Annotated in this window: 16 protein-coding genes; 11 read left to right on the plus strand and 5 right to left on the minus strand. The window is 63.1% G+C overall.

Annotation, left to right across the window (positions count from 1 at the left end; translation table 11 throughout):
- Window positions 1–2 precede the first annotated feature (2 nt).
- From tssG to A9975_RS23010, 5 genes are read right to left on the minus strand one after another with little or no spacing between them, the layout of a single operon-like run.
- Window positions 3–1052 (minus strand): type VI secretion system baseplate subunit TssG, encoded by a 1050-nt coding sequence (tssG, locus tag A9975_RS22990; protein WP_183034810.1) that lies wholly within the window; start codon window positions 1050–1052, stop codon window positions 3–5.
- 2 nt (window positions 1053–1054) lie between these two features.
- Window positions 1055–2935 (minus strand): type VI secretion system baseplate subunit TssF, encoded by a 1881-nt coding sequence (gene tssF / locus A9975_RS22995; RefSeq protein WP_183034811.1) that lies wholly within the window; start codon window positions 2933–2935, stop codon window positions 1055–1057.
- A gap of 16 nt (window positions 2936–2951) precedes the next feature.
- A complete protein-coding gene (tssE, locus tag A9975_RS23000; protein ID WP_183034812.1) occupies window positions 2952–3482 on the minus strand; it encodes a type VI secretion system baseplate subunit TssE in 531 nt (176 codons plus the stop codon).
- Window positions 3475–4311, minus strand: coding sequence for a type VI secretion system accessory protein TagJ (locus A9975_RS23005; RefSeq protein ID WP_183034813.1), 837 nt, complete (start codon window positions 4309–4311; stop codon window positions 3475–3477). Before A9975_RS23005 ends, tssE begins: the two co-directional genes overlap by 8 nt.
- The gene (locus A9975_RS23010; RefSeq protein ID WP_183034814.1) at window positions 4301–4939 is read right to left on the minus strand and encodes a TagK domain-containing protein; all 639 of its coding nucleotides are present in this window, start codon (window positions 4937–4939) and stop codon (window positions 4301–4303) included. The genes A9975_RS23005 and A9975_RS23010 overlap by 11 nt, the downstream gene beginning before the upstream one ends.
- A 509-nt stretch (window positions 4940–5448) precedes the next feature.
- Here A9975_RS23010 and tssH point away from each other — a divergent pair.
- The 11 genes from tssH to tssL all read left to right on the plus strand — a co-directional run bounded on the left by tssH (window position 5449) and on the right by tssL (window position 19623).
- Complete coding sequence (gene tssH / locus A9975_RS23015; RefSeq protein ID WP_183034815.1) at window positions 5449–8181, plus strand: type VI secretion system ATPase TssH; 2733 nt, start codon at window positions 5449–5451, stop codon at window positions 8179–8181.
- Window positions 8182–8232: 51 nt separating this feature from the next.
- Window positions 8233–8766, plus strand: a complete 534-nt coding sequence (gene tssB, locus A9975_RS23020; protein WP_150988725.1) for a type VI secretion system contractile sheath small subunit — start codon at window positions 8233–8235, stop codon at window positions 8764–8766.
- A gap of 49 nt (window positions 8767–8815) precedes the next feature.
- Window positions 8816–10309 carry a type VI secretion system contractile sheath large subunit gene (tssC, locus tag A9975_RS23025; protein WP_150988723.1) on the plus strand — a complete coding sequence of 498 codons (1494 nt, stop codon included), beginning with the start codon at window positions 8816–8818 and terminating at the stop codon, window positions 10307–10309.
- A gap of 128 nt (window positions 10310–10437) precedes the next feature.
- Entirely contained in the window at window positions 10438–10923 is a 486-nt protein-coding gene (locus A9975_RS23030) for an Hcp family type VI secretion system effector (RefSeq protein ID WP_043344077.1), read from the plus strand.
- Between the two features lie 98 nt (window positions 10924–11021).
- Window positions 11022–13652, plus strand: a complete 2631-nt coding sequence (locus tag A9975_RS23035; protein WP_255503379.1) for a type VI secretion system Vgr family protein — start codon at window positions 11022–11024, stop codon at window positions 13650–13652.
- Window positions 13649–14521: a hypothetical protein gene (locus A9975_RS23040; RefSeq protein ID WP_183034816.1), complete on the plus strand. Its 873-nt coding sequence runs from the start codon at window positions 13649–13651 to the stop codon at window positions 14519–14521. The genes A9975_RS23035 and A9975_RS23040 overlap by 4 nt, the downstream gene beginning before the upstream one ends.
- Window positions 14518–15834, plus strand: a complete 1317-nt coding sequence (locus A9975_RS23045) for a hypothetical protein (protein WP_183034817.1) — start codon at window positions 14518–14520, stop codon at window positions 15832–15834. The genes A9975_RS23040 and A9975_RS23045 overlap by 4 nt, the downstream gene beginning before the upstream one ends.
- 322 nt (window positions 15835–16156) lie before the next feature.
- Complete coding sequence (locus A9975_RS23050) at window positions 16157–16438, plus strand: PAAR domain-containing protein (RefSeq protein ID WP_174428567.1); 282 nt, start codon at window positions 16157–16159, stop codon at window positions 16436–16438.
- Window positions 16439–16440: 2 nt separating this feature from the next.
- Window positions 16441–16959 (plus strand): type VI secretion system lipoprotein TssJ, encoded by a 519-nt coding sequence (gene tssJ, locus A9975_RS23055; RefSeq protein WP_183034818.1) that lies wholly within the window; start codon window positions 16441–16443, stop codon window positions 16957–16959.
- 4 nt (window positions 16960–16963) lie between these two features.
- Window positions 16964–18307 (plus strand): type VI secretion system baseplate subunit TssK, encoded by a 1344-nt coding sequence (tssK, locus tag A9975_RS23060; RefSeq protein ID WP_183034819.1) that lies wholly within the window; start codon window positions 16964–16966, stop codon window positions 18305–18307.
- Window positions 18307–19623 (plus strand): type VI secretion system protein TssL, long form, encoded by a 1317-nt coding sequence (gene tssL / locus A9975_RS23065; RefSeq protein ID WP_255503380.1) that lies wholly within the window; start codon window positions 18307–18309, stop codon window positions 19621–19623. Before tssK ends, tssL begins: the two co-directional genes overlap by 1 nt.
- Window positions 19624–19628 lie beyond the last annotated feature (5 nt).

Below are 19628 nucleotides of genomic sequence, written 5' to 3' on the forward strand. Positions count from 1 at the left end.
GCTTAGTGGGTAACGTATTGTTCAGGGTGGAAAACCATGCCGGTAGTGGCGCGATCCTGGTTGGGCTCGCCCAGCCAGGTGGACCAGCCCAGGCGCTCCTCGGCGCCGAGCACGGCAGGCGGCGCGGATTGCGGCTGCACCTGCAACTCGACTTCCCATTCATATTCGAAGCCGACAAAGGACCGTATCCACTCGACGAGGACCGGCAAGTCCCGTCCGTTGGGCGTGAAGTTCAGGTATTGCTGCAGGTCCAGCGGCCCGATCACCAGACGGAACTTGTGCTGGCGATCCGGCACCATCTCACCCAGCAAGGCGCCCTGGCCCATCACGCTGGGGGAACCCGGGCGGCCAAGGTGGCTGTGTTCGGCCGGATCGAGCGCAATCCAGTGCAGCACGAATTCCTCCAGTCCCACAGGCACGCCGAAGAACTGCGACAGCGCGGCCACGATGCCGTCCGGGTTGCGTGCCTCGCGCACATGGTGTGCGCTGGCGGCCAGGCGGGCGTGCGTGGGCAGCGGGCTGCGGGCGATTTCGGCGGCGTCTTGTCCGGCCAGCCAGCCCACATATCGGGAGAAAACTTCCTCGTCGGGCCGGTCGAGCCCGGCCGTGGCTTGCGATCCCGCCCAGGCGCGGTAGAACTGGGTCAGGGCCCGATGGTGGAACAGATCCAGGAAGGCGGCGGTCGTCTCGTCCCGGTTCGTCTCGGTCCGTTCCCGTACGATTTCCGTCAGGTGGATCGGCAGGGCGCCGTTCGGGCCCAGCATGCCGAGCCCGAACAACTGGATCCGCAGGCCGTTGGCGCGCGCTTCCAGCCTGGCGATCTCGCGTGGCGCAAAAGTGAGCGAGGCGGTTTGTCCGATACGGAAGGGCTCCGCTTGCGGACGCGTGGCGCGGCCCACCGGCGGCAAATCGCGGTGCTGTGCCGACAGCCCGCGCAAGAGGCCAAGGAAGCTGAGCTTCCATGGGGCATAAAGCGCATAGCTGCCGGCGGCACCCTTGGCGGGCGCCGGCGTTGCACTACGCGGACCGATGTCGTCGTGACCCTGGAACATGTCTATACCGCGCCGCGGCCTCCCATGCGCACCGGCCAGCGATGAATCAGACCGCGCTCCATTGCGTACAGCTCCGTTTCCGTGAACGCATTGACCGACACGTGCCGGGCGAGGAAGTGCTCCAGCACGACCCCGAACAGATAGGGACTGATGCCGGAGAAGCCACTCTCATCCACCGTCAACTGGCACTGGATCCCGCGACCATAGAGGATCGGGCCGTTGCCGGGTAGACGCCGCGTGACGGGCTTGATCTTGCCGCCGATCAGGCTCTGGATTTGGCGCTGCTGGGCTGGCTCGTCGCTGGCGACGAAGAGGCGCAGCATCTCGCGCAAGCCCTGGCCGCCTTCGCGGTGATCCAGGTCGGTGAGCGACAGATAGTTGAAGCCCAGTTGCCGGATCAGGCGCCAGGCCGTTTCCCCTTCGGCGAAGGGTGTGCGCGGTGTTGAGGGCGGCCGGATCAACCCGACTCCGGCTACCGGGATGGAATCCGGTGAGCGCAGATCGTTGAAGCCGTTGCGCGGCACGAGATTCGGCAGGTCCCGATTGGTGGCCATGGCCCGCACGGAGAGATAGCGCAGATCGTTCGGGTAGGGCGCTTCATTCTGGTCCACCAGCGAAACGAAGATCTCCGTGCCAGTGTAGGCCGTGCGCGTGCCGTACTTGCGGGCATGGTCCGAGATCAGCCGCCGCTCCCGTCGTATGGAAAAATACCGTCCATGGTTGCCTTCGTCGCTGTTGAGCGTGGCAAAGAGGGGACGGAACTCGACCGGCGTGCTGTGTTCCGACACCTGGCCTGACAAGCTCTGTACCGAAAAGATCTCGTAGTCGAGCGGACGACGCCGGTCGGGCACCAGGTGGAATTCGGTGCGGCCCGGGTCGATCTCCATCCGATCGGTACGCATCGGGAACAGGTTGACCACCGGCGTGCAGAAGAGCGCGAACTGGCTCGCATCGACCTGGCTGGCGAGCGCGCCCGGGGACTTGCCCAGCAGGATGACGATCTCGACCTCGCGGCCATCGATTTTGGCCAGACCCGGCGCTAGTCCGTTGAGGCCAAAGAAATAGAAGCGCTGCGGGCACGCGAAGTATTCGTGGACCAGATTGTGGCCATGAAATTTGTTCCAGGCAAGCGGCAGGGCGCTTTCGTCCGGCGCCAAGCCGACGTAGCCGACCGCATTCTGCGTGATCGCATAGGGTTGCTCGCCCATCGCACCGGGCTTGCCCACGAGCACCGACACCCCGGCACCATGCAGCAGCTCAAAGAGGTGCGAGGCAATTTGATCATTGCCGCACAGGTAGACGGGTAGCGCATCCAGTTCAGCCAGCTTGGCGAAGGTGACGTTCCGGGTTAGGCGAAGGCGCAGGCGCAACGCGCCCTGCACGGTCACATGGGCGGGGACATAGCGCTCCAGGTGGCGGATATCCGGCGGGATGCCGGTCAGCCGGGCTTGCGCGATCTCGATCGGCCACAGGGTCAGCGGCTGAGTCGTACGGAACTCGCACTGCGTGGATTCGCCGGCCGGCGCACGAGCCAGCAGCGCCGTGTCGCGCGGCACCGGGATGCCGCGCACCAGATCGCCTTCCTTGTGGCTGGGGTGGAACTGCGCGACGGCGATGGCTGGCGTCGGCGCGATGTAGTTGGGATAGATGACTTCCAGCAGCCGCTGCGTGAAGCGCGGGAACTCGGCGTCCAGCTTGATCTGGGTGCGTGCCGACAGGAAGCAGAATGCCTCGATCAACCGCTCCACATAGGGATCGGCCACCTCGATGCCATGCATGCCCAGGCGTCGCGCAACCTTGGGGTGCTGTTTGGCGAATTCCCCAGCCAGCTCGCGCATGTAGACAAGCTCGCGGTTGTAGTACTCCAGCAGTTGTGGATCCATGGGGTGTCGGTAGGTGTCAGTTTGCGTGGATCGACTTGAGCTGCATCCGGCTGGTTTCCAGGTCGAGCGAACTCTGGGCGGTGAACGCCATCGGATACGGGTCCATGTGGATGAGCCCAGAGATCTCGAACAACAGCACGTTGTAGCGATGCGGAGCGTCCTCCTTCAGCAGCGGCTCGATCTTGAGCGACCCCGGAATCAGCCGGGGCTCGAAGTCCTCGATGGCCCGCTGCACGATGCCGATAATACCGTCCCACTTGTGCTCGGACAGATAGCTGCCGGCCACCGGCGGCACGCCGTAGTTCAGCGTGGAGCTGGCCGCTTCCGGATACCGCTCGCGGTCAATCTCATCCTCGCGGTTGGTCGTATTGAGCAGATAGGTGAGATCGCGCTGGATGATCTCGCGCATCTGGGCGCGCGTGACGGTGTATTCGTTTGCGCTTTCGGTCTGCCGTTGGGGCGCGTCGTCGCGCAGCCGGTCAAAGAGCGTCGGCAGCAGTTGCGTATTCGGGCGGCGTGGTACCCGCGGCGGGCGGTGGTCAGCCATGCCCGGTTACCAGAGTGAGGGTCGCCACATCGAGCATGGCCACATCGCCCGCATCCGTCATCCAGGTCTTCTGGCCGAATCCGATGACACCGGTATCGCCTACTTCGGCCCAGTTGGTTTCGCGGGCGAGCCGGATGGCGTCGCTACCCTGCTCAGAGTCAGCGTAGCGCACCGGCATGAAGCCACGGCTGACCACACCGTCGGAGAGCGTCACGGTGGCCGGGCGCCACAGCAGATCGAGCAAGCCGGCAGGCTCGGCCAGCTCAAGCTTGTGCATCTGGGCAAAAGGCAGCCAGGCGTAGCGGCCCGCGGCCACGATTTCGCAGGTCGGGCCCAGGCGCGTGTCGGTGTCGGTGATCCACGCGAAGCGCACACCGTCGTGCATGCCGGGCGAGGCCGGGACCTCCGACAGTGCCAGGTTGCGGCTGCTATCGGCGGCGGCGATCTCACCGGCTTTGGTTTGTACGAGCGCCACGTGCAGCCCGGTCATCCAGGCCGGGGCGGGCAGCAGGGAGCCGGGGGCGCGCCGGCCTGCGAAGACCTCGCACCGGAACACCTCCGCGCGGATCAAGTCGCGGTAGACATGCGCGGTTTGCGCAAAGTCGGGTGCGAGCTGCGTGGCCACCTGCAGTTGCCGGAGCGCGCGCGTCCATTCGCCAACCACGCACAGCCACTGGAATAGCTGCCAACGGGAGTCAAATGAGCCGGGCTGCAGGCGCACCAGGCCTTCCGCTGCGCAGAGCGCGCCGGCGGCCGAACCGGTTCGGCGCAGGACCGACGATAGCCCGGCGTCGCGTGTGCTTTCGGGGGCTTGCGTATCAAGCGCCATGATCGGGCTCCGGCTTTTGCGTTTGCGTTTGCGTCTGCGTCTGCGTCTGCGTTTGTGCCTGTGCAGGGCGGTAGGCGCTATCCATCGAGACGAGGTGGTGTTCGCGGCGGGTAAGGGGAGCGGCGACGTCACGGCGCCTGGTGGGCACGATGTCCCCTGCGAAGAGCCAGAGCACGTCCGGCGCAGGCGGGATCACAAAGAACGGGTAGTCATCCAGGGTCTGCGGGGAACCAATCAGGGCGTTGATGTGGCCAGCGGTGGCAAGCATGTCCATCAAGCTGTGGGCATGGTCGGCCTCGCGTGCGAGCATCTGCAGCGGGTTCCGAGCGGGCTCCGCCGGGACAACCGCTGCCGCCCCAGTGGTGGCCCCCGGGTAGGCGCTCAGGTAGTCGGGATCGCGCAGCGCCGCCTCCGCCTCGCGTTTGAGCTGCTCGATCACGTCAGTCCGATCGGGGGCAGCAGCTTGCGCTTTGCGCTCGCCAGCGGCTGGTCTCAGCACCGAGAACGGATCGGCAGTGCCCAGGGGCATCCCGCCGAGCGCATCCCAAGGCCAGGGCGTATCGCTATCGCGGTCGAATCCGGGGTCGGTGGCGCCGGTCCCTGCCGGGAGGGTCTGCGAGTCGCTCATGACCTTGCCTCGCTAGTGATAGGTTCAGGAATGGACCCGATGATAATCGAAAATCACGGCTAGACAAAATGCAAGCGGATGTCATTAATTGCGGTCTGCGCGGTGGCTTCGAATTAAGGATCCATCGTCCTAATATTTTTAGGACGTGTCCTATAAAAACACAGAAATTGTCCTATAAAACGCCGAATTTTTCGGAATTCATATTGGGAAATTTCCGAATTTTTCACGTCTCGGTCCGTGATCGTCGTAACTTACTGCGCCATCCGTGATGGACGTGATAGACGCGCACGTATAGGTTACTTGGCGTTGTTTGGCTGCCACGGATCCACGGCGATCAGGCTTCCTGTCTGGTCACGGAAGCCGCTCTGCGATGATCGCGGAAGGGGTTTACGCATCTAATGTTTTTGCCATATCCTAAAAAGGAGTTAATAAAGGACTCCATCGCAAGGACTCCATCTGGCAAGCCCAGTCGATCGCAGTCGATCATTCAAAAAAGATCAAGGCATCAAATGGACATTTCGCGTCAGGCGCTGTTCGGCCGACTCAATCCCACCCTATTCAAGGCGATCGAAAGCGCGACCGCCTTCTGCAAACTCCGCGGCAACCCGTACGTGGAGCTTGTGCATTGGCTGCACCAGTTGCTGCAGGCCCCCGATGGCGACCTGCAGCGGATCCTGCGCCATGCCGGCGCCGACCTGCCCGCCCTGGAAGCCGACCTGACGCGCGCGCTGGGGTTGCTGCCAGCCGGCGCCACGTCGATCAGCGACTTCTCGTTCCAGATCGAGTCCGCCATGGAGCGGGCGTGGGTCTACGCGACACTTGCCTTCGCCGATGACCACGTGCGCGGCGCCTACCTGCTGAGCGCGCTGCTCAAGACGCCGGAGTTGCGCCGTACGATGCTGGGCATCTCGAATCAGTTCGCGAAGGTACGTGCCGATGACCTGGTCGAAGCCGTTCCCGCGTTGGTCGCGCAGTCGCCCGAAAGCCGGGAAGCGGCCTACGACGGTAGTGGCCTCGCACCGGCCACGCCTGGCGAGGCCAGCGGCGCCATGGCGCCCACGGGTTCCGGCAAGTCTGCCCTTGGCCAGTACTGCCTCGACCTGACCGAGGAGGCCCGCGCCGGCCGGCTGGATCCGGTGATTGGCCGCGAGCACGAGATCCGCACCATGACGGACATCCTGCTGCGCCGCCGCCAGAACAATCCGCTTTTGACGGGAGAGGCTGGGGTTGGCAAGACCGCCGTCATCGAGGGGCTCGCCCAGGCCATCGCTGCGGGCACGGTGCCGCCGAGCTTGAAGGATATCCGGCTCCTGAGTCTCGACGTCGGGGCGCTGCTGGCCGGCGCCAGCATGAAAGGTGAATTCGAGGCGCGGCTGAAAGGCGTGCTGGAGGAAGCCGCCAGGTCCGGGAAGCCGGTGATCCTGTTTGTGGATGAAGTCCACACGCTGGTCGGCGCCGGCGGCCAGGCCGGCACGGGCGACGCTGCCAATCTGCTCAAGCCGGCGCTGGCGCGAGGCGCGCTGCGCACGATTGGTGCTACCACCTGGAGCGAATACAAGCGCCACATCGAGAAGGATCCGGCGCTCACGCGCCGGTTCCAGGTCCTGCAGGTGATGGAGCCAGAAGAGGCCAAGGCTGTCGCCATGGTGCGGGGGCTGGTCGCCACCTTCGAGGCGCACCACCGGGTGTTCATCCGCGACGAAGCGGTGCGTGCCGCCGTCAAGCTCTCCCATCGTTATATCCCCTCCCGGCAGTTGCCGGACAAGGCCATCAGCCTGCTCGACACCGCTTGCGCCCGCGTGGCGCTGTCACTGCACGCCCCACCGGCGGAAGTCGAACACCTGCGCCAGCAACTGGCCGCTGCCGACGCCGAATGCGCGCTGCTCGCCAAGGAAGCCGGCTTCGGCAAAGCAGATGCCGCGCGGATAGCCGTCGTACATGCCCGGCGCGAGCAGATCGAAGCCGACCTGGCGCAGGCCGAAGCGCGCTGGGAGCGCGAACGAAGCCTGGCGAGCGACCTGGTCGCACGCCGGCAGGCGCTGGTCCAACCCCCGGCGATCGAGCCGGCGATCGAGCCGGCAAGCACGGCGCAGCCTCAGCAGTCTCTGGCTGAGCTCGAAGCCGACCTTCGTGCGGCGCAAGGGGAGGCGCCGCTTGTGTACACGGAAGTGGACGAAGCCGTGGTCGCGGCCATTGTCGCCGACTGGACGGGCATCCCGGTCGGGCGCATGGTCGCGGACGAGGTGGCCACGGTCATGCGGTTGCCGCAGACCCTTGGCACTCGCGTCGTCGGCCAGGACCACGCGCTGGCCCAGCTCGGCGAGCGTGTCCAGACCGCCCGCGCGCAATTGACCGATCCGGGCAAGCCGGTCGGCGTGTTCCTGCTGGTAGGCCCTTCCGGCGTCGGCAAGACCGAGACTGCCCTGGCGCTGGCCGATGCCCTCTATGGCGGCGAGCAGAATCTCATCACCATCAACCTCTCCGAATTCCAGGAGCCGCACACAGTTTCGACCCTCAAGGGCGCACCGCCGGGCTATGTCGGCTACGGCGAAGGGGGCGTGCTGACCGAAGCGGTGCGCCGCAGGCCCTACAGCGTGGTGCTGCTTGACGAGGTCGAGAAGGCGCATGCCGACGTCCACGAAGTCTTCTATCAGGTGTTCGACAAGGGCTACATGGAAGACGGCGAAGGGCGCCACATCGACTTCAAGAACACCATCCTGCTGCTGACCAGCAACGCTGGCTCGGATCTCCTGGCGAATCTCTGCGAAGACCCGGCGCTGATGCCGGAGCCCGCCGCGCTGCGCGACGCGCTGATGCCGGAGCTGCGCAAAGTCTTTCCGGCGGCGTTCCTCGGCCGCCTGGTGATCGTGCCCTACCTGCCGCTTGCCGCCGAACACCTTGGCCGCATCGTGCGCTTGCACCTGGGCCGCGTCGTGGCACGCATGCACGACCAGCACGGCATTGCGCTCACCTATGGCGACGCCGTGGTCGAGTTCATCGTGGCGCGCTGCCCGGTTGGCGAAACCGGCGCTCGCCGTTTGATCAGCTTTATCGAGCAGGTCGTCCAGCCGCAACTGGCTCGCCTGTGGCTGTCGGCGATATCGGAGAAGCGCCAGCTGGCCGCGATCGACATCCGGCTGACGGCAGAGCAGCCAGATGCGCCCGTACTGACCTATCACACCGAGTACCGTGCCGGCCACGACGCTGTTGGGCCGGAATATCCCCAAGCCGAAGCGGCCTGACGCCGTGCGGCACGTCCTTGCAACCCCTCTTGTCACCCGTTGAGGAGACCTATGTCTGTTGTGAACAGTTCGCAGAAATTCATCGCGCGCAATCGTGCGCCACGCGTGCAGATCGAGTACGACGTCGAGGTATATGGCTCGGAGAAGCGCATCGAGTTGCCCTTCGTGATGGGCGTCCTGGCCGATCTGTCGGGCAAGCCCGCCGAGCCGCTGCCGCCGGTCGCCGACCGCAAGTTCCTCGAGATCGATATCGACAACTTCGACGAGCGCATGAAGGCGATGAAGCCTCGTGTTGCGTTCGCGGTTCCCAATACGCTGGCCGGCGGCGGCCAGCTGATGGTCGACATGACGTTCGAGAGCATCGAGGACTTCTCGCCAGCGGCGGTGGCCGGCAAGGTCGATGCGCTGCGGCAATTGCTGGAGGCCCGCACGCAACTCGCAAACCTGCAGACGTACATGGATGGCAAGTCGGGTGCCGAATCGCTGATCAATCAACTGCTGCAGGACCCCGCGCTGCTGCAATCGCTTGCCAAGGCGCCCAAGCCCCAGGCTACCGATGGCGACGCCCAGGCGTCCCAGGCCTGACCGGAACGGCTTCTTGCCTACCTGAACAACCTTATCAAGCAAGGATTCCATGGCTTCCGCCCAACAAAAGCAACAGCAAGCCCTCGCGACCGTAGAGCAATCGGACTTCGCCGCACTGATCAGCCGCGAGTTCTCGCCCAAGACCGACCAGGCCCGCGAAGCCGTCGATCTCGCCGTCAAGACCCTGGCCGAGCAGGCGCTCGCCAGCTCGTTCACCATGAGCGACGATGCATACAAGAGCATCGAAGCCATCATCGGCGCCATCGACACGAAGCTCTCCGAGCAGATCAACCTGATCCTGCACCACGAAGCATTCCAGAAGCTGGAGTCGGCCTGGCGCGGCCTGCATCACCTGGTCTCGAACACCGAGACCGACGACAAGCTGCGCATCCGCGTGATGGATGTGTCCAAGGACGACCTGCGTCGCACGCTGCGCCGGTACAAGGGCATCGGCTGGGACCAGAGCCCGTTCTTCAAGCGCATCTACGAAGAGGAATACGGCCAGCTCGGCGGCGAACCGTACGGCTGCCTGGTCGCCGACTACTACTTCGACCACACCCCGCCCGACGTGGAGCTGCTGGGTTCGCTCGCCAAGATCTCGGCGGCCGCCCATGCGCCGTTCATCGCCGGCGCATCGCCGTCCGTGCTGCAGATGGATTCGTGGCAGGAGCTGGCCAACCCGCGCGACCTGTCCAAGATCTTCCAGAACCTGGAATACGCGCCGTGGAACAGCCTGCGCAACTCGGAAGACGCACGCTACGTGGGGCTGGCCATGCCGCGCTTCCTGTCGCGCTTGCCATACGGCATCAAGACCAACCCGGTTGATGAATTCGACTTCGAGGAAGACACCGACGGCGCCGACCACCGCAAGTATGTGTGGAGCAACGCCGCCTACGCAATGGCGGTGAACATCAACCGCTCGTTCAAGCTGTACGGCTGGTGCACGCTGATTCGCGGCGTGGAGAGCGGTGGTGTGGTGGAGAACCTGCCGTGCCACACCTTCCCGACCGACGATGGCGGCCTCGACATGAAGTGCCCGACCGAGATCGCCATCTCCGATCGCCGTGAAGCCGAGTTGTCGAAGAACGGCTTTATCTCGCTGGTCCACCGCAAGAACACCGACTATGCGGCCTTCATCGGCGCGCAGTCGATGCAGAAGCCGGCCGAGTATTACGACGCCGACGCCACGGCCAACGCCAACCTGTCGGCACGGCTGCCGTACCTGTTTGCCTGCTCACGCTTCGCCCACTACCTGAAGTGCATCGTGCGCGACAAGATCGGGGCTTTCAAGGAGCGCGAGGACATGCAGCGCTGGCTCAACGAATGGATCATGAACTACGTTGACGCCGACCCGGCCAACTCCTCGCAGGAGACCAAGGCCCGCCGTCCGCTCGCGGCCGCCGAAGTGGTGGTTGAAGAAATGGAAGGCAACCCCGGCTACTACAGCGCCAAGTTCTTCCTGCGCCCGCACTTCCAGCTCGAAGGCCTGACGGTGTCGCTGCGACTGGTGGCGCGCCTGCCATCGGTCAAGGACGCTGCCTGAGCGTCGCCCGAAGCCTGAAATGTACCGGTAGTCCCGCATCAGGCAACCCCGCCCCTGATCCCTTGGGGGCGGGGGCCTTGTTGCGGCTCTTGTCTGCAGTACCTGTCTTAACGTGAAGGAGTTTTGCAATGGCACAGGACATTTTCCTGAAGATCAACGGCATCGACGGCGAGTCGCAGGACACGTCGCACAAGAACGAAATCGAAGTGCTGGCCTGGGACTGGAGCATCGAGCAGCAGTCCACCATGCACGCGGGTAGCGGCGGCGGTGCCGGCAAGGCGACCGTGTCGGACCTGTCCTTCGACCACTTCATCGATCGCGCTTCGCCCAACCTGATGAAGTACTGCCTGACCGGCAAGCACATCAACGAAGCCGTGCTGGTCGTGCGCAAGGCCGGCGGCAATCCGCTCGAATACCTGAAGCTCACCATGACCGACGTGGTCGTCACCAAGGTGAGCCCGAAGGGTTCGGTGGATGACGAGTTGCGCATGCGCGAGAAGGTCTCCCTGTCGTTCTCCAAGATCAAGCAGGAGTACGTGGTGCAGAACGCCCAGGGCGGCAGCGGCGGCGCCGTGACCGCGGGCTACGACATCAAGGGCAACAAGGAAGCCTGATTGTCCGCTGATGTCAGATTTTGCCGTGTCACGCTGAAACGTGACGCGGCAAGACTTTGTTGGTTTGGTATTCAAAGCGCTCGCATAGGGAAGGAGAGATGATGGGTACCTCGTTCAATCTGCCCGGGATCGGTGGCCGTACGGTCATGCTCAAGGGCGAGGGCCTGCCAGAATTGCTGGGGCGTTCCGCGCTCACCGTCGTGCGCCTCGAGGGGCAGGAGAACCTGTGCGAACTCTTCGAATACCGCGTCAGGCTCAAGACGCCGGATAGCCTGAATAGCCTGTTCGGGCCGGCGGCGAACCTGGACATGCCGGCGCTCCAGGGTAGGGAGCTCACGATCGCCATCGAACTCGACGGCATGGGCAGCGGGCTGGCAGGGCGCGTCGGTGCCGGCACGCGGGAAATCACCGGCCTGGTCACACAAGTGGAAGGGCCAGCCAGCGAGGGCCGCTCGCTTGCCTACACACTCACGCTGCGTCCGTGGCTGTTCCTCGCCACACAGACCACCGACTTCAAGATCTTCCAGCAGAAGACGGTGGTCGAGATCCTGGACGAACTACTCGCGGACTACACCTTTCCGGTCGAGAAGCGGCTGGATGTGGCGCGCTATCCCAAGCGCGAGTATCAGGTTCAGTACGGCGAGACTGACTATGCGTTCTTCAAGCGCCTCACCGAAGAGTGGGGTATTGCGTTCTTCTTCGAGCATTCGCAGGGCAAGCACCGGCTGGTACTGACCGACGGCAACGGGGCGTTCCGCAATGCCCCGAGCCCCGCCTACCATACCGTGCGCTGGCATGACTCGGTCGGGCGCATCGATGAGGAGTACATCTACGAGTTCGCCGTCATTGACAAGCTGGTGTCCGGCGCCTGGGTGTCGAGCGACTATGATTTCAACAAGCCTCGGGCCGATCTGGACGTTAGCACGCGCGATCCGCGCGACACCGCGCACGCTGATGGCGAGATCTATGAATGGCCGGGAGACCACGCCCAGCCGGTGACGGGCAACGATCCCTGGAAAGCGGGAGACAAGGTCTCCCGAATCCGTATGGAGGAGCTGCGCCAGCATGGCAGCCGTGCCCGTGGCAAGGCCAATCTGCGTGGCCTGGCCGCCGGCTGTACGTTCACCCTCACGCGCCATCCACAGGACAAGGCCAACGTCGAGTATCTGACCTGTGCGACTCGGTTCAAGCTGGAGGAGGTGGCCGAAGAATCTGGGCAGGACCAGCACTGGCAGTGCGAGGTGGCGTTCGAAGTCCAGCCTACGAAGGTGATCTTCCGCCCCGTGCGGCTGCAGGAGAAGCCCAGAACCTTTGGGCCGCAGACGGCCACCGTCGTGGGTCCGCAGAACCAGCAGGCGTGGCTCGATGAATTCGGGCGGGTCAGAATTCAGCTTCACTGGGACCGGCTCGGCCAGCGCAACGAAAACAGTTCATGTTGGGTGCGCGTCTCGCAGGCCTGGCAGGGCGACCAGTTCGGGGCGAGCCACATTCCGCGTATCGGGCAGGAAGTCATCGTCGACTTTCTCAATGGAGATCCCGATTGCCCGATCATCACCGGCCGGGTGCCCAATCGCGTCAACATGTCGCAATGGGTCCTGCCCAGCCAGCACGCGCTGTCGGGCTTCCGCAGCAAGGAGCTCTTTGGGGAGCGGCACAACACCTTCCTGCAGGACGATACGCAGGGAGAAATTCAGACGCAGATCGGCAGTGACCACCAGGCCTCGCTGCTGAGCCTTGGCTATATAACCCGGGTGCCGGACGCCGACGGCCGCAAGGAAAAGCGCGGCGAAGGGTTCGAGTTGCGCACCGACGGTCACGGTGCAATCCGGTCGGCCAAGGGCATGCTGGTCTCCACCGAGGCGCGCCATGACGCGCAGGGCCACCACAAGGATATGGGTGAGACCGTGCAGCGGCTTACCAACGGTCGCGATATCCAGGAGGCGCTGGGCGAGAGGGCCGACCATCAACAGGCGCAGGCCAGCGAGCAGCTCGATGTGGCGAGGGCGCTAAAGGCGCAGAACGACGACATTCGCGGCAATGGCGAGCAGGGTGAACTGAGTAAGCCGCACCTGGTCCTGGCGAGTCCCTCCGGGATTGCGGCGACCACGGCGGAAACCACGCACCTGCATAGCGGGCGGCATACCGCCATCACCACCGGCGCGCATTTGTCGATCGCAACGGGCGGGGGTTTCTTCGGCAGCTTCGCCGAGCGAGCTGTGCTTTTCGTGCAGAAGCTTGGCATGCGGCTCTTTGCGGCCAAGGGGAAGATCGAGATTCAGGCTCAGTCCGACGATATCGAAATCATCGCCCAGAAGGTCCTCAAGCTGATCAGCGTTACGGACCTGATCGAGATTGCTGCCAAAAAGGAAATCTTGATCAACGGCGGTGGCAGCTATATCCGTCTGAATGCCAGTGGGATTGAGCACGGTACATCTGGCAGTTGGAAGGCTCATGCGGTCTCGCATGGCCTGCCGGGGTCAAAGACACTTGCAGAATCCCTGCCTGTCATGCCGCAAGGATTGCCGGGGAGCTATGACCAGGCCTTCCTCGCTACCTGGGCTGGTACGGAGTTGCCAGCATCTGGTGTGGCCTATCGCTTGCGCGACGATGCAGGAAAGATCCTGGCCGAAGGCATCACCGGAGAGAACGGCGAGACAAAGCTCTCCGCGCGTCAGGTGCCCGATGGCGTTGTTGTAGAGCTGTTCGACAAGCGAGATAAGGCGGTATGAGTCAAGACAACGAAAACCCTCTCGGCCAAGGGGGTGCCATTCACACGCCGGTGAACTTGCAGGAACCTGCGAAGGTGACGGCCTCCTCGTGCGACAAAATCGTTCCTCCTGCGGCCGAAGGCATCATCGGGCAATGTGTGTACTACTACCGTCCGCTGCATCAGGAGTATGTCAACAAGAGTGGAGCCAAGACTTGGGAAACGATCAAGGCTTGGCTGACATGGTGGAACCCGTGGGATGACAAAGAGGTTGTTGAGAAGCTCATCCGCAACCGTGATGCACTGATTCAGCCGAGTAGTGATTCACCGCTGTGGTCGCGGGGCACCAACTTCATGATGCGCCACATCGGCTGTGGGCACCAGATGCCGAAGTATTACGCCGGATATGGGTACTACTACTGCTCGAACTATGGGGAGAAGTTGTACCCGCGCCTGACGCCACTGGGGCAGTTGTGGCTGATCGCAGCCAGACGGAATTTGCAGCAGAACATGGAGGACGGTCTCAAGCAGAACATGCGGGGAGACTCAATTGCGATTCCGTGCAAGTTCAACAGCAACCGTGGTTTCAGGCTGAGCGCGACGAAGTTTGAGCTTGAACTGAATAGCGACAAGTTCAAGGAATTCGCATTCAAGACCCACGTCCCAGCCTATCTCGATGGAGGGTTGGCTGGTCTGCCACCAGACGACCTCATGAAGATTGGTGGCCAGCCAAACATCGAGGAATGGCTCGACGGTGCGACCTGGGGGCAAGCGCTTGACAGTGGCGCGGAAGTTGGGAAGCACAAGGTGACGCACCCAAGGCAAACCGTCAAGGAGACCGGGGAGGCGCTTGTCAGGGCAATACAAAGCCTGCTGGAGAACCTGAGATGAGCCGCCGGTGGCTCGTTCGGATCGTCATCCTCGGGCTGCTGCTCGGGACTATCGGATATGGATGCAGGGGATTGGGAATGTGGACAAGTCGCGCAGTAGTGCTACGTAACGACAAGCCTTACGGTGGAGCAGACTTCAGGGTGAAAGGTGAGCAGTTGCTCTGGTTGAAAGTCGCACCGCCTCTTGACGTTCTCAAACCTCGTGTCGAGTGGAAGGATCCGATGATTGCGGAGCCAACGGAGCCGTGGATGAACGACTCGTCGGAGCGGCTCAATCGCTACACCGTGCGGTTCTTCAATGGCACCTTCGAGCTGGACCTCTCTAAACGCTTCGAACAGTTTGGCCAGAATGCGACCTGGTGGGTCAGCCCGGATTGGAAGGTGATCTACATCGCTACCGAGTGGACCGACTACAAGCAGGAGAACGGTCCGGATGACTATGGCGTGGCCTACCACAAGCTGTGGAAGAGCACGGATGGCGGCATGACGTGGCGGCGCCTAGCGTGGCCGGAGGCGAACAATATCGGCAAACTGGCCTTCCTGGATGCGAATCGCGGCTACGCCATCGGCTGGGGGCCGCACATCTGGCGCACTGTCGACGGCGGGCAGCACTGGCAGCAAATACTGGTGCCAGGGCTTGCTTACAAGATCGATAGAAACCTGACCCGTGCCGCACAGGTAAAGCAGCGCAGCGACAAGCCGGTAATCAAGGACGCGCGCTTTGCCTTCACTTCGTCCTACCTTGCAGGCAATGGTGTGCTGTTCTTGGCGTTTTGGTCACCAGAGACGTATGGCGGGCAGCCCGACGCGAGTCTGGTCTATGCCTTGCGCTGGGACGACCCTGCTGACGTCTTCGTCCGTGCCGACCAACCGCGCCAGCCTGAGACTGTTCTAGCTGACGCCACCGTCTCAGACATGCTTTGGGTGCCGGATAGCGACAAGGGGCTGCGCGGCAACAAACTGTACTTGCTGACGGAGCAGGGGAAGCCCCACGACGATGCCATCCCGCATGACTCGGACCGCAAGCGTCCGGCTGGCATCTGGCGTTGGACAGGTGGACCGGCGCGACACCTCAAGACGTTCGGTGACAGCATCGTCCCTGGCGCGCTTTATCTCGGTAAAGACAATCTTCTGATGATTGACGCCAGCAATGGGAAGAACGAGCACGACGTGGCATTGATCAGCCGCGACAGCGGCGAACAATGGGAAGAGCAGGATGAAGGCCCTGGCGCAGCCGGTGGGCATTTCCAGAACGGAGGCGTCACAAAATGGCGCTACTTCGGCAACACCTTATATAGCAGGGAGATTCGTTGAGCGGCCCGACGATGCCTGGAAGTGATTCTGACGATGTCGTAACAGGGTTTTGATTGTTGCGGAATCGCCGGACACATTTGATTTGCTTCTGATCGTTGATCCCCACATGGCCGTACTGCCAAGCCCTTTGATACCGGCTCTTAACGCAGGACTTATTGCGTGTTCGCTGATGCCCTGGGCCAGATCCGGCCATGCCTTTGTCGGCGTCTGCCCTCTTTCGTCGATGCGACTGCCTTCGCACTTGCCGGCATCGTTGGCCAACGTCTAGTTCAGGTACTGAAGAGAGCCGGATGGCTTTCTGTAAACAAATACGGAGATCTCCATGAGCTTACGCATTATTACCGTCGGCGATGACACCGATCATGACGGCAAAGTCATCAGCGGGTCGCCCACCCACACGATCAACGGCAAGCCGATCGCACGCCTCGGGGATCAGGTTGACTGCCCCCAGCGGTACCCAGATGGCCGGCCGCACGGGATCAACAAGATCATTGAGGCTCATCCGACTTTCACCGTTGGCGACGTACCCGCCGCGGTGGAGGGTTGCCGCACCGAATGCGGATGCAAGCTGATCGGCAGCGAGTCCGCGTCGGTGGGGGATTGAGCATGCGAGCCAGGTATTGCCCCGGCCCAACAGTGGTTCTCTTGGCAGTGGCACTGCTGAGCGCCTGCTCGGTTCCGCAGCCGGTCGCGCCAAAGGAGCAGATCAAGCTCGAGTTGACCATCGACGCCAAGTCGACCGTCAATCCGGATGACAAGGGCAGGGCATCCCCGGTTTTGGTACGCCTCTACGAACTCAAGACCGATACGGCCTTCGAGAACGCGGACTACTTCACACTGGAGAAGAACGACAAGACGGTCCTGACTCAAGACCTCCTTGCGCGCGACGAATTTGTGCTGCGTCCTGGAGAGTCGCGGGACTTCGAGCGCAAGCTGAACCCGGAAGCCACCGCACTCGGCTTGCTGGTTGGCTATCGGGAGTTGGGCAAGGCCCAGTGGCGCAGCGTCTACAAGCTGCCACCGGCGCCAGAAGTCGCGTGGTACCGCACCGTCATTCCGGCCCGCAAGGTCAAGCTGCAGGTCTCGCTGGACCAGCAAACCATCACCGTATCCAAACCTGACTGAATTCATGAGCTGGTATAACAAGGTCGTCTGGAGCGAGGGCCTTTTCCTTCGCCCGCAACTCTTTCAGCAGCAGGAGCGCTATCTTGAGCATTTCGCTCACAAGCGCGCCGCTGCCTTGAGCCCGTTCTTTTGGGGCTTCCATCACTTCGCCATGGACACGGAAGCACTGGCGCTCGGCAAGTTGGTCGTATCTGGCGCCGGCGGCATCTTCCAGGACGGCACCCCGTTTGATGCGCCGGCGCACGCGAGGCTTCCCGCGCCACTGGCTCTGCAACACGAGCACCTGAACCAGCGGATCTACCTCGCTGCACCGATTCGCGCTCCGAATGCGGAGGAAACGGCGTTCGAGGACGCCGCTGATTCGCTGGCGCGCTATCGCAGCTTCGAGGAGGAACTGCTGGACGCCAACTCCATTGGTCAGGGCCCGAAACTAGTGCAGTTGGCCGATTTGCGCTTGCGCCTGCTGCCGGAGAAGGAGCTTACGGAGTCCTGGATCGGCTTGCCGCTGGCCAAGGTCACGGAGATCCGTGCAGACGGCAGCGCTAGACTGGAGTCGTCGATGATCCCGCCGGTCAATGTCTACACGGCCAGCGCTTTGCTGACCACATGGCTGGGTGAGATCCATGGTCTGCTGCATCTGCGGGCTAACGCGATGGCCGAACGCTTGGCGGCGTCGAGCATGCGCGGTGGCGACGCTGCCGAGGTCTCCGAATACCTCATTCTGCAATTGCTCAATCGCTATGAGCCGATCCTGACTCACAGGATGCACGCCAAGGCGGCATCGCCCGAGGCGCTGTATGTCGAACTGACCGCGCTTGCCGGGGAACTGTCGACCTTCGTGCGGACCGCGACACGGCGACCGAGCACGTATGACCCTTACCGACATGATGAGCCGCACACTTGCATCAGACCTGTCGTGGATGACCTGCGTTTCCTGTTAAATGTGGTCCTGGAGCGCAGCGCGCAGCGCATCGAACTGCGCAAGCAGGCTCATGGTATCCGGCTGGCTGTGCTGGCGCCGACCGAGTTCGAGCGGTTCAGCACCTTTGTGCTGGCCGTTGGTGCCCAGATGCCACCCGATGTATTGCAGCAGCAGTTTCCGGCGCAGGCCAAGGCGGGCCCGTCTGAACGCCTCTCTGAGTTGGTCCGTTCGCACCTGCCAGGGATTCCGCTGCAGCCGATGCCGGTGCCGCCACGCCAGATTCCATTCAATGCTGGCCAGGTCTATTTCGAGCTGTCGCAAAACCATCCGCTGTGGGAACAGGTGCAACGCTATGGTGGTTTGGCGCTGCATGTGGCGGGCCACTTTCCGGAAATTCGCCTTGAACTGTGGGGAGTGCGCAGCTAATGGAAAGCGACTTCAAGAACCAGGACGCGGCCAGCGGCGACGAAATGAATTCGGTGGCCGAAGGGAGCCTAGACAATGCCAACCGGCAAGCCTCGACGTCCGCGATTCACACGCCTGCAGCCGCGAAGCGTACGCCGTGGCGCTGGGGCGTCCCTGAGACGTCGGAGCAGCGAGCCGAACGCATTGCCAAGGCGGCGAACCCACTGCTGGCGGCCGCGCAACCCTTGCTGCGCGCACTCGCGGACATGCCGGCGGGCATACCCAACGCTGGTGGGACTGCCGTGCTCAAGCAACTGCTGATGGACGAGTTGCATCAGTTCCAGTCGGTGTGCGAGCGAGCCAATCTGCGCCGCGAGCACATCCTGGGTGCGCGCTACAGCCTTTGCACGGCGCTGGACGAAGCCGCAAACGGCACGCATTGGGGGCACGAGAACGACTGGGCCACCCAGAGTCTGCTGATTCAGTGCCACCAGGAGGGCGACGGGGGCGAGAAGGTGTTCCAGTTGCTTGGCCGCCTGGTGGCCTCGCCGCAGGAACACATGCCCGTGATCGAGGTGATCTACCAGATCCTCTGCCTGGGCTTCAAGGGCCGCTATGGCAAGCGTACAGAGGGGCCGCGAGAACTCGATGCGATCCGTCAGCGCTTGCTGAACATGATTGCCGGAGCACGCGGGAGCGTCCCCCGCGATCTTTCGCCTCACTGGCGCGGCGAGGAGGCCGGGAAACTCGGCCTGCTGCGCTCGCTGCCGGTCTGGGTCACGGTCTGTGTACTGGCGCTTGCCGTCTTCGGGCTTTTCGCTTGGTACAAGTATCAATTGCTGTTCCGGACACATGACCTGGAGCAGCAGATCGCCGCCATTGGCCAGATTACACCGCCCGAGCCGCCAAAGGCGCTGGGGCTTGCCGAGCTGCTCAAGGACGACATCGCCCGCGGGGTGGTCAGCGTCAAGGAAGACAGTACCCGCAGCGCGGTCACGTTCCGCGGCGACGACATGTTCGGCGCCGGCCAGATCGATGTCAGCGGCAAGATCCTGCCGGTGCTCGACAAGGTGGCCAGCGAAGTCAACAAGGTGACCGGCAAGGTCACGGTCATTGGCCATACCGACAACGTGCCGATCAAGACGGCGCGGTTCCCCTCCAATCAGGTCCTGTCCGAGGAGCGCGCGGCGACCGTCGTGGAGTACCTAGCCAGCAAGGGCGTTGCCAAGGGCCGCCTGGAAGCCGTAGGCAAGGGCGACGGCGAGCCGGTTGGCGGCAACAAGACGGCTGCAGACCGCGCGAAGAACCGCCGCGTGGAAATCGTGGTGACGCAATAAGAGAG

The sequence above is a fragment of the Cupriavidus sp. UME77 genome, from assembly GCF_014170355.1.
GTDB lineage: Bacteria > Pseudomonadota > Gammaproteobacteria > Burkholderiales > Burkholderiaceae > Cupriavidus > Cupriavidus basilensis.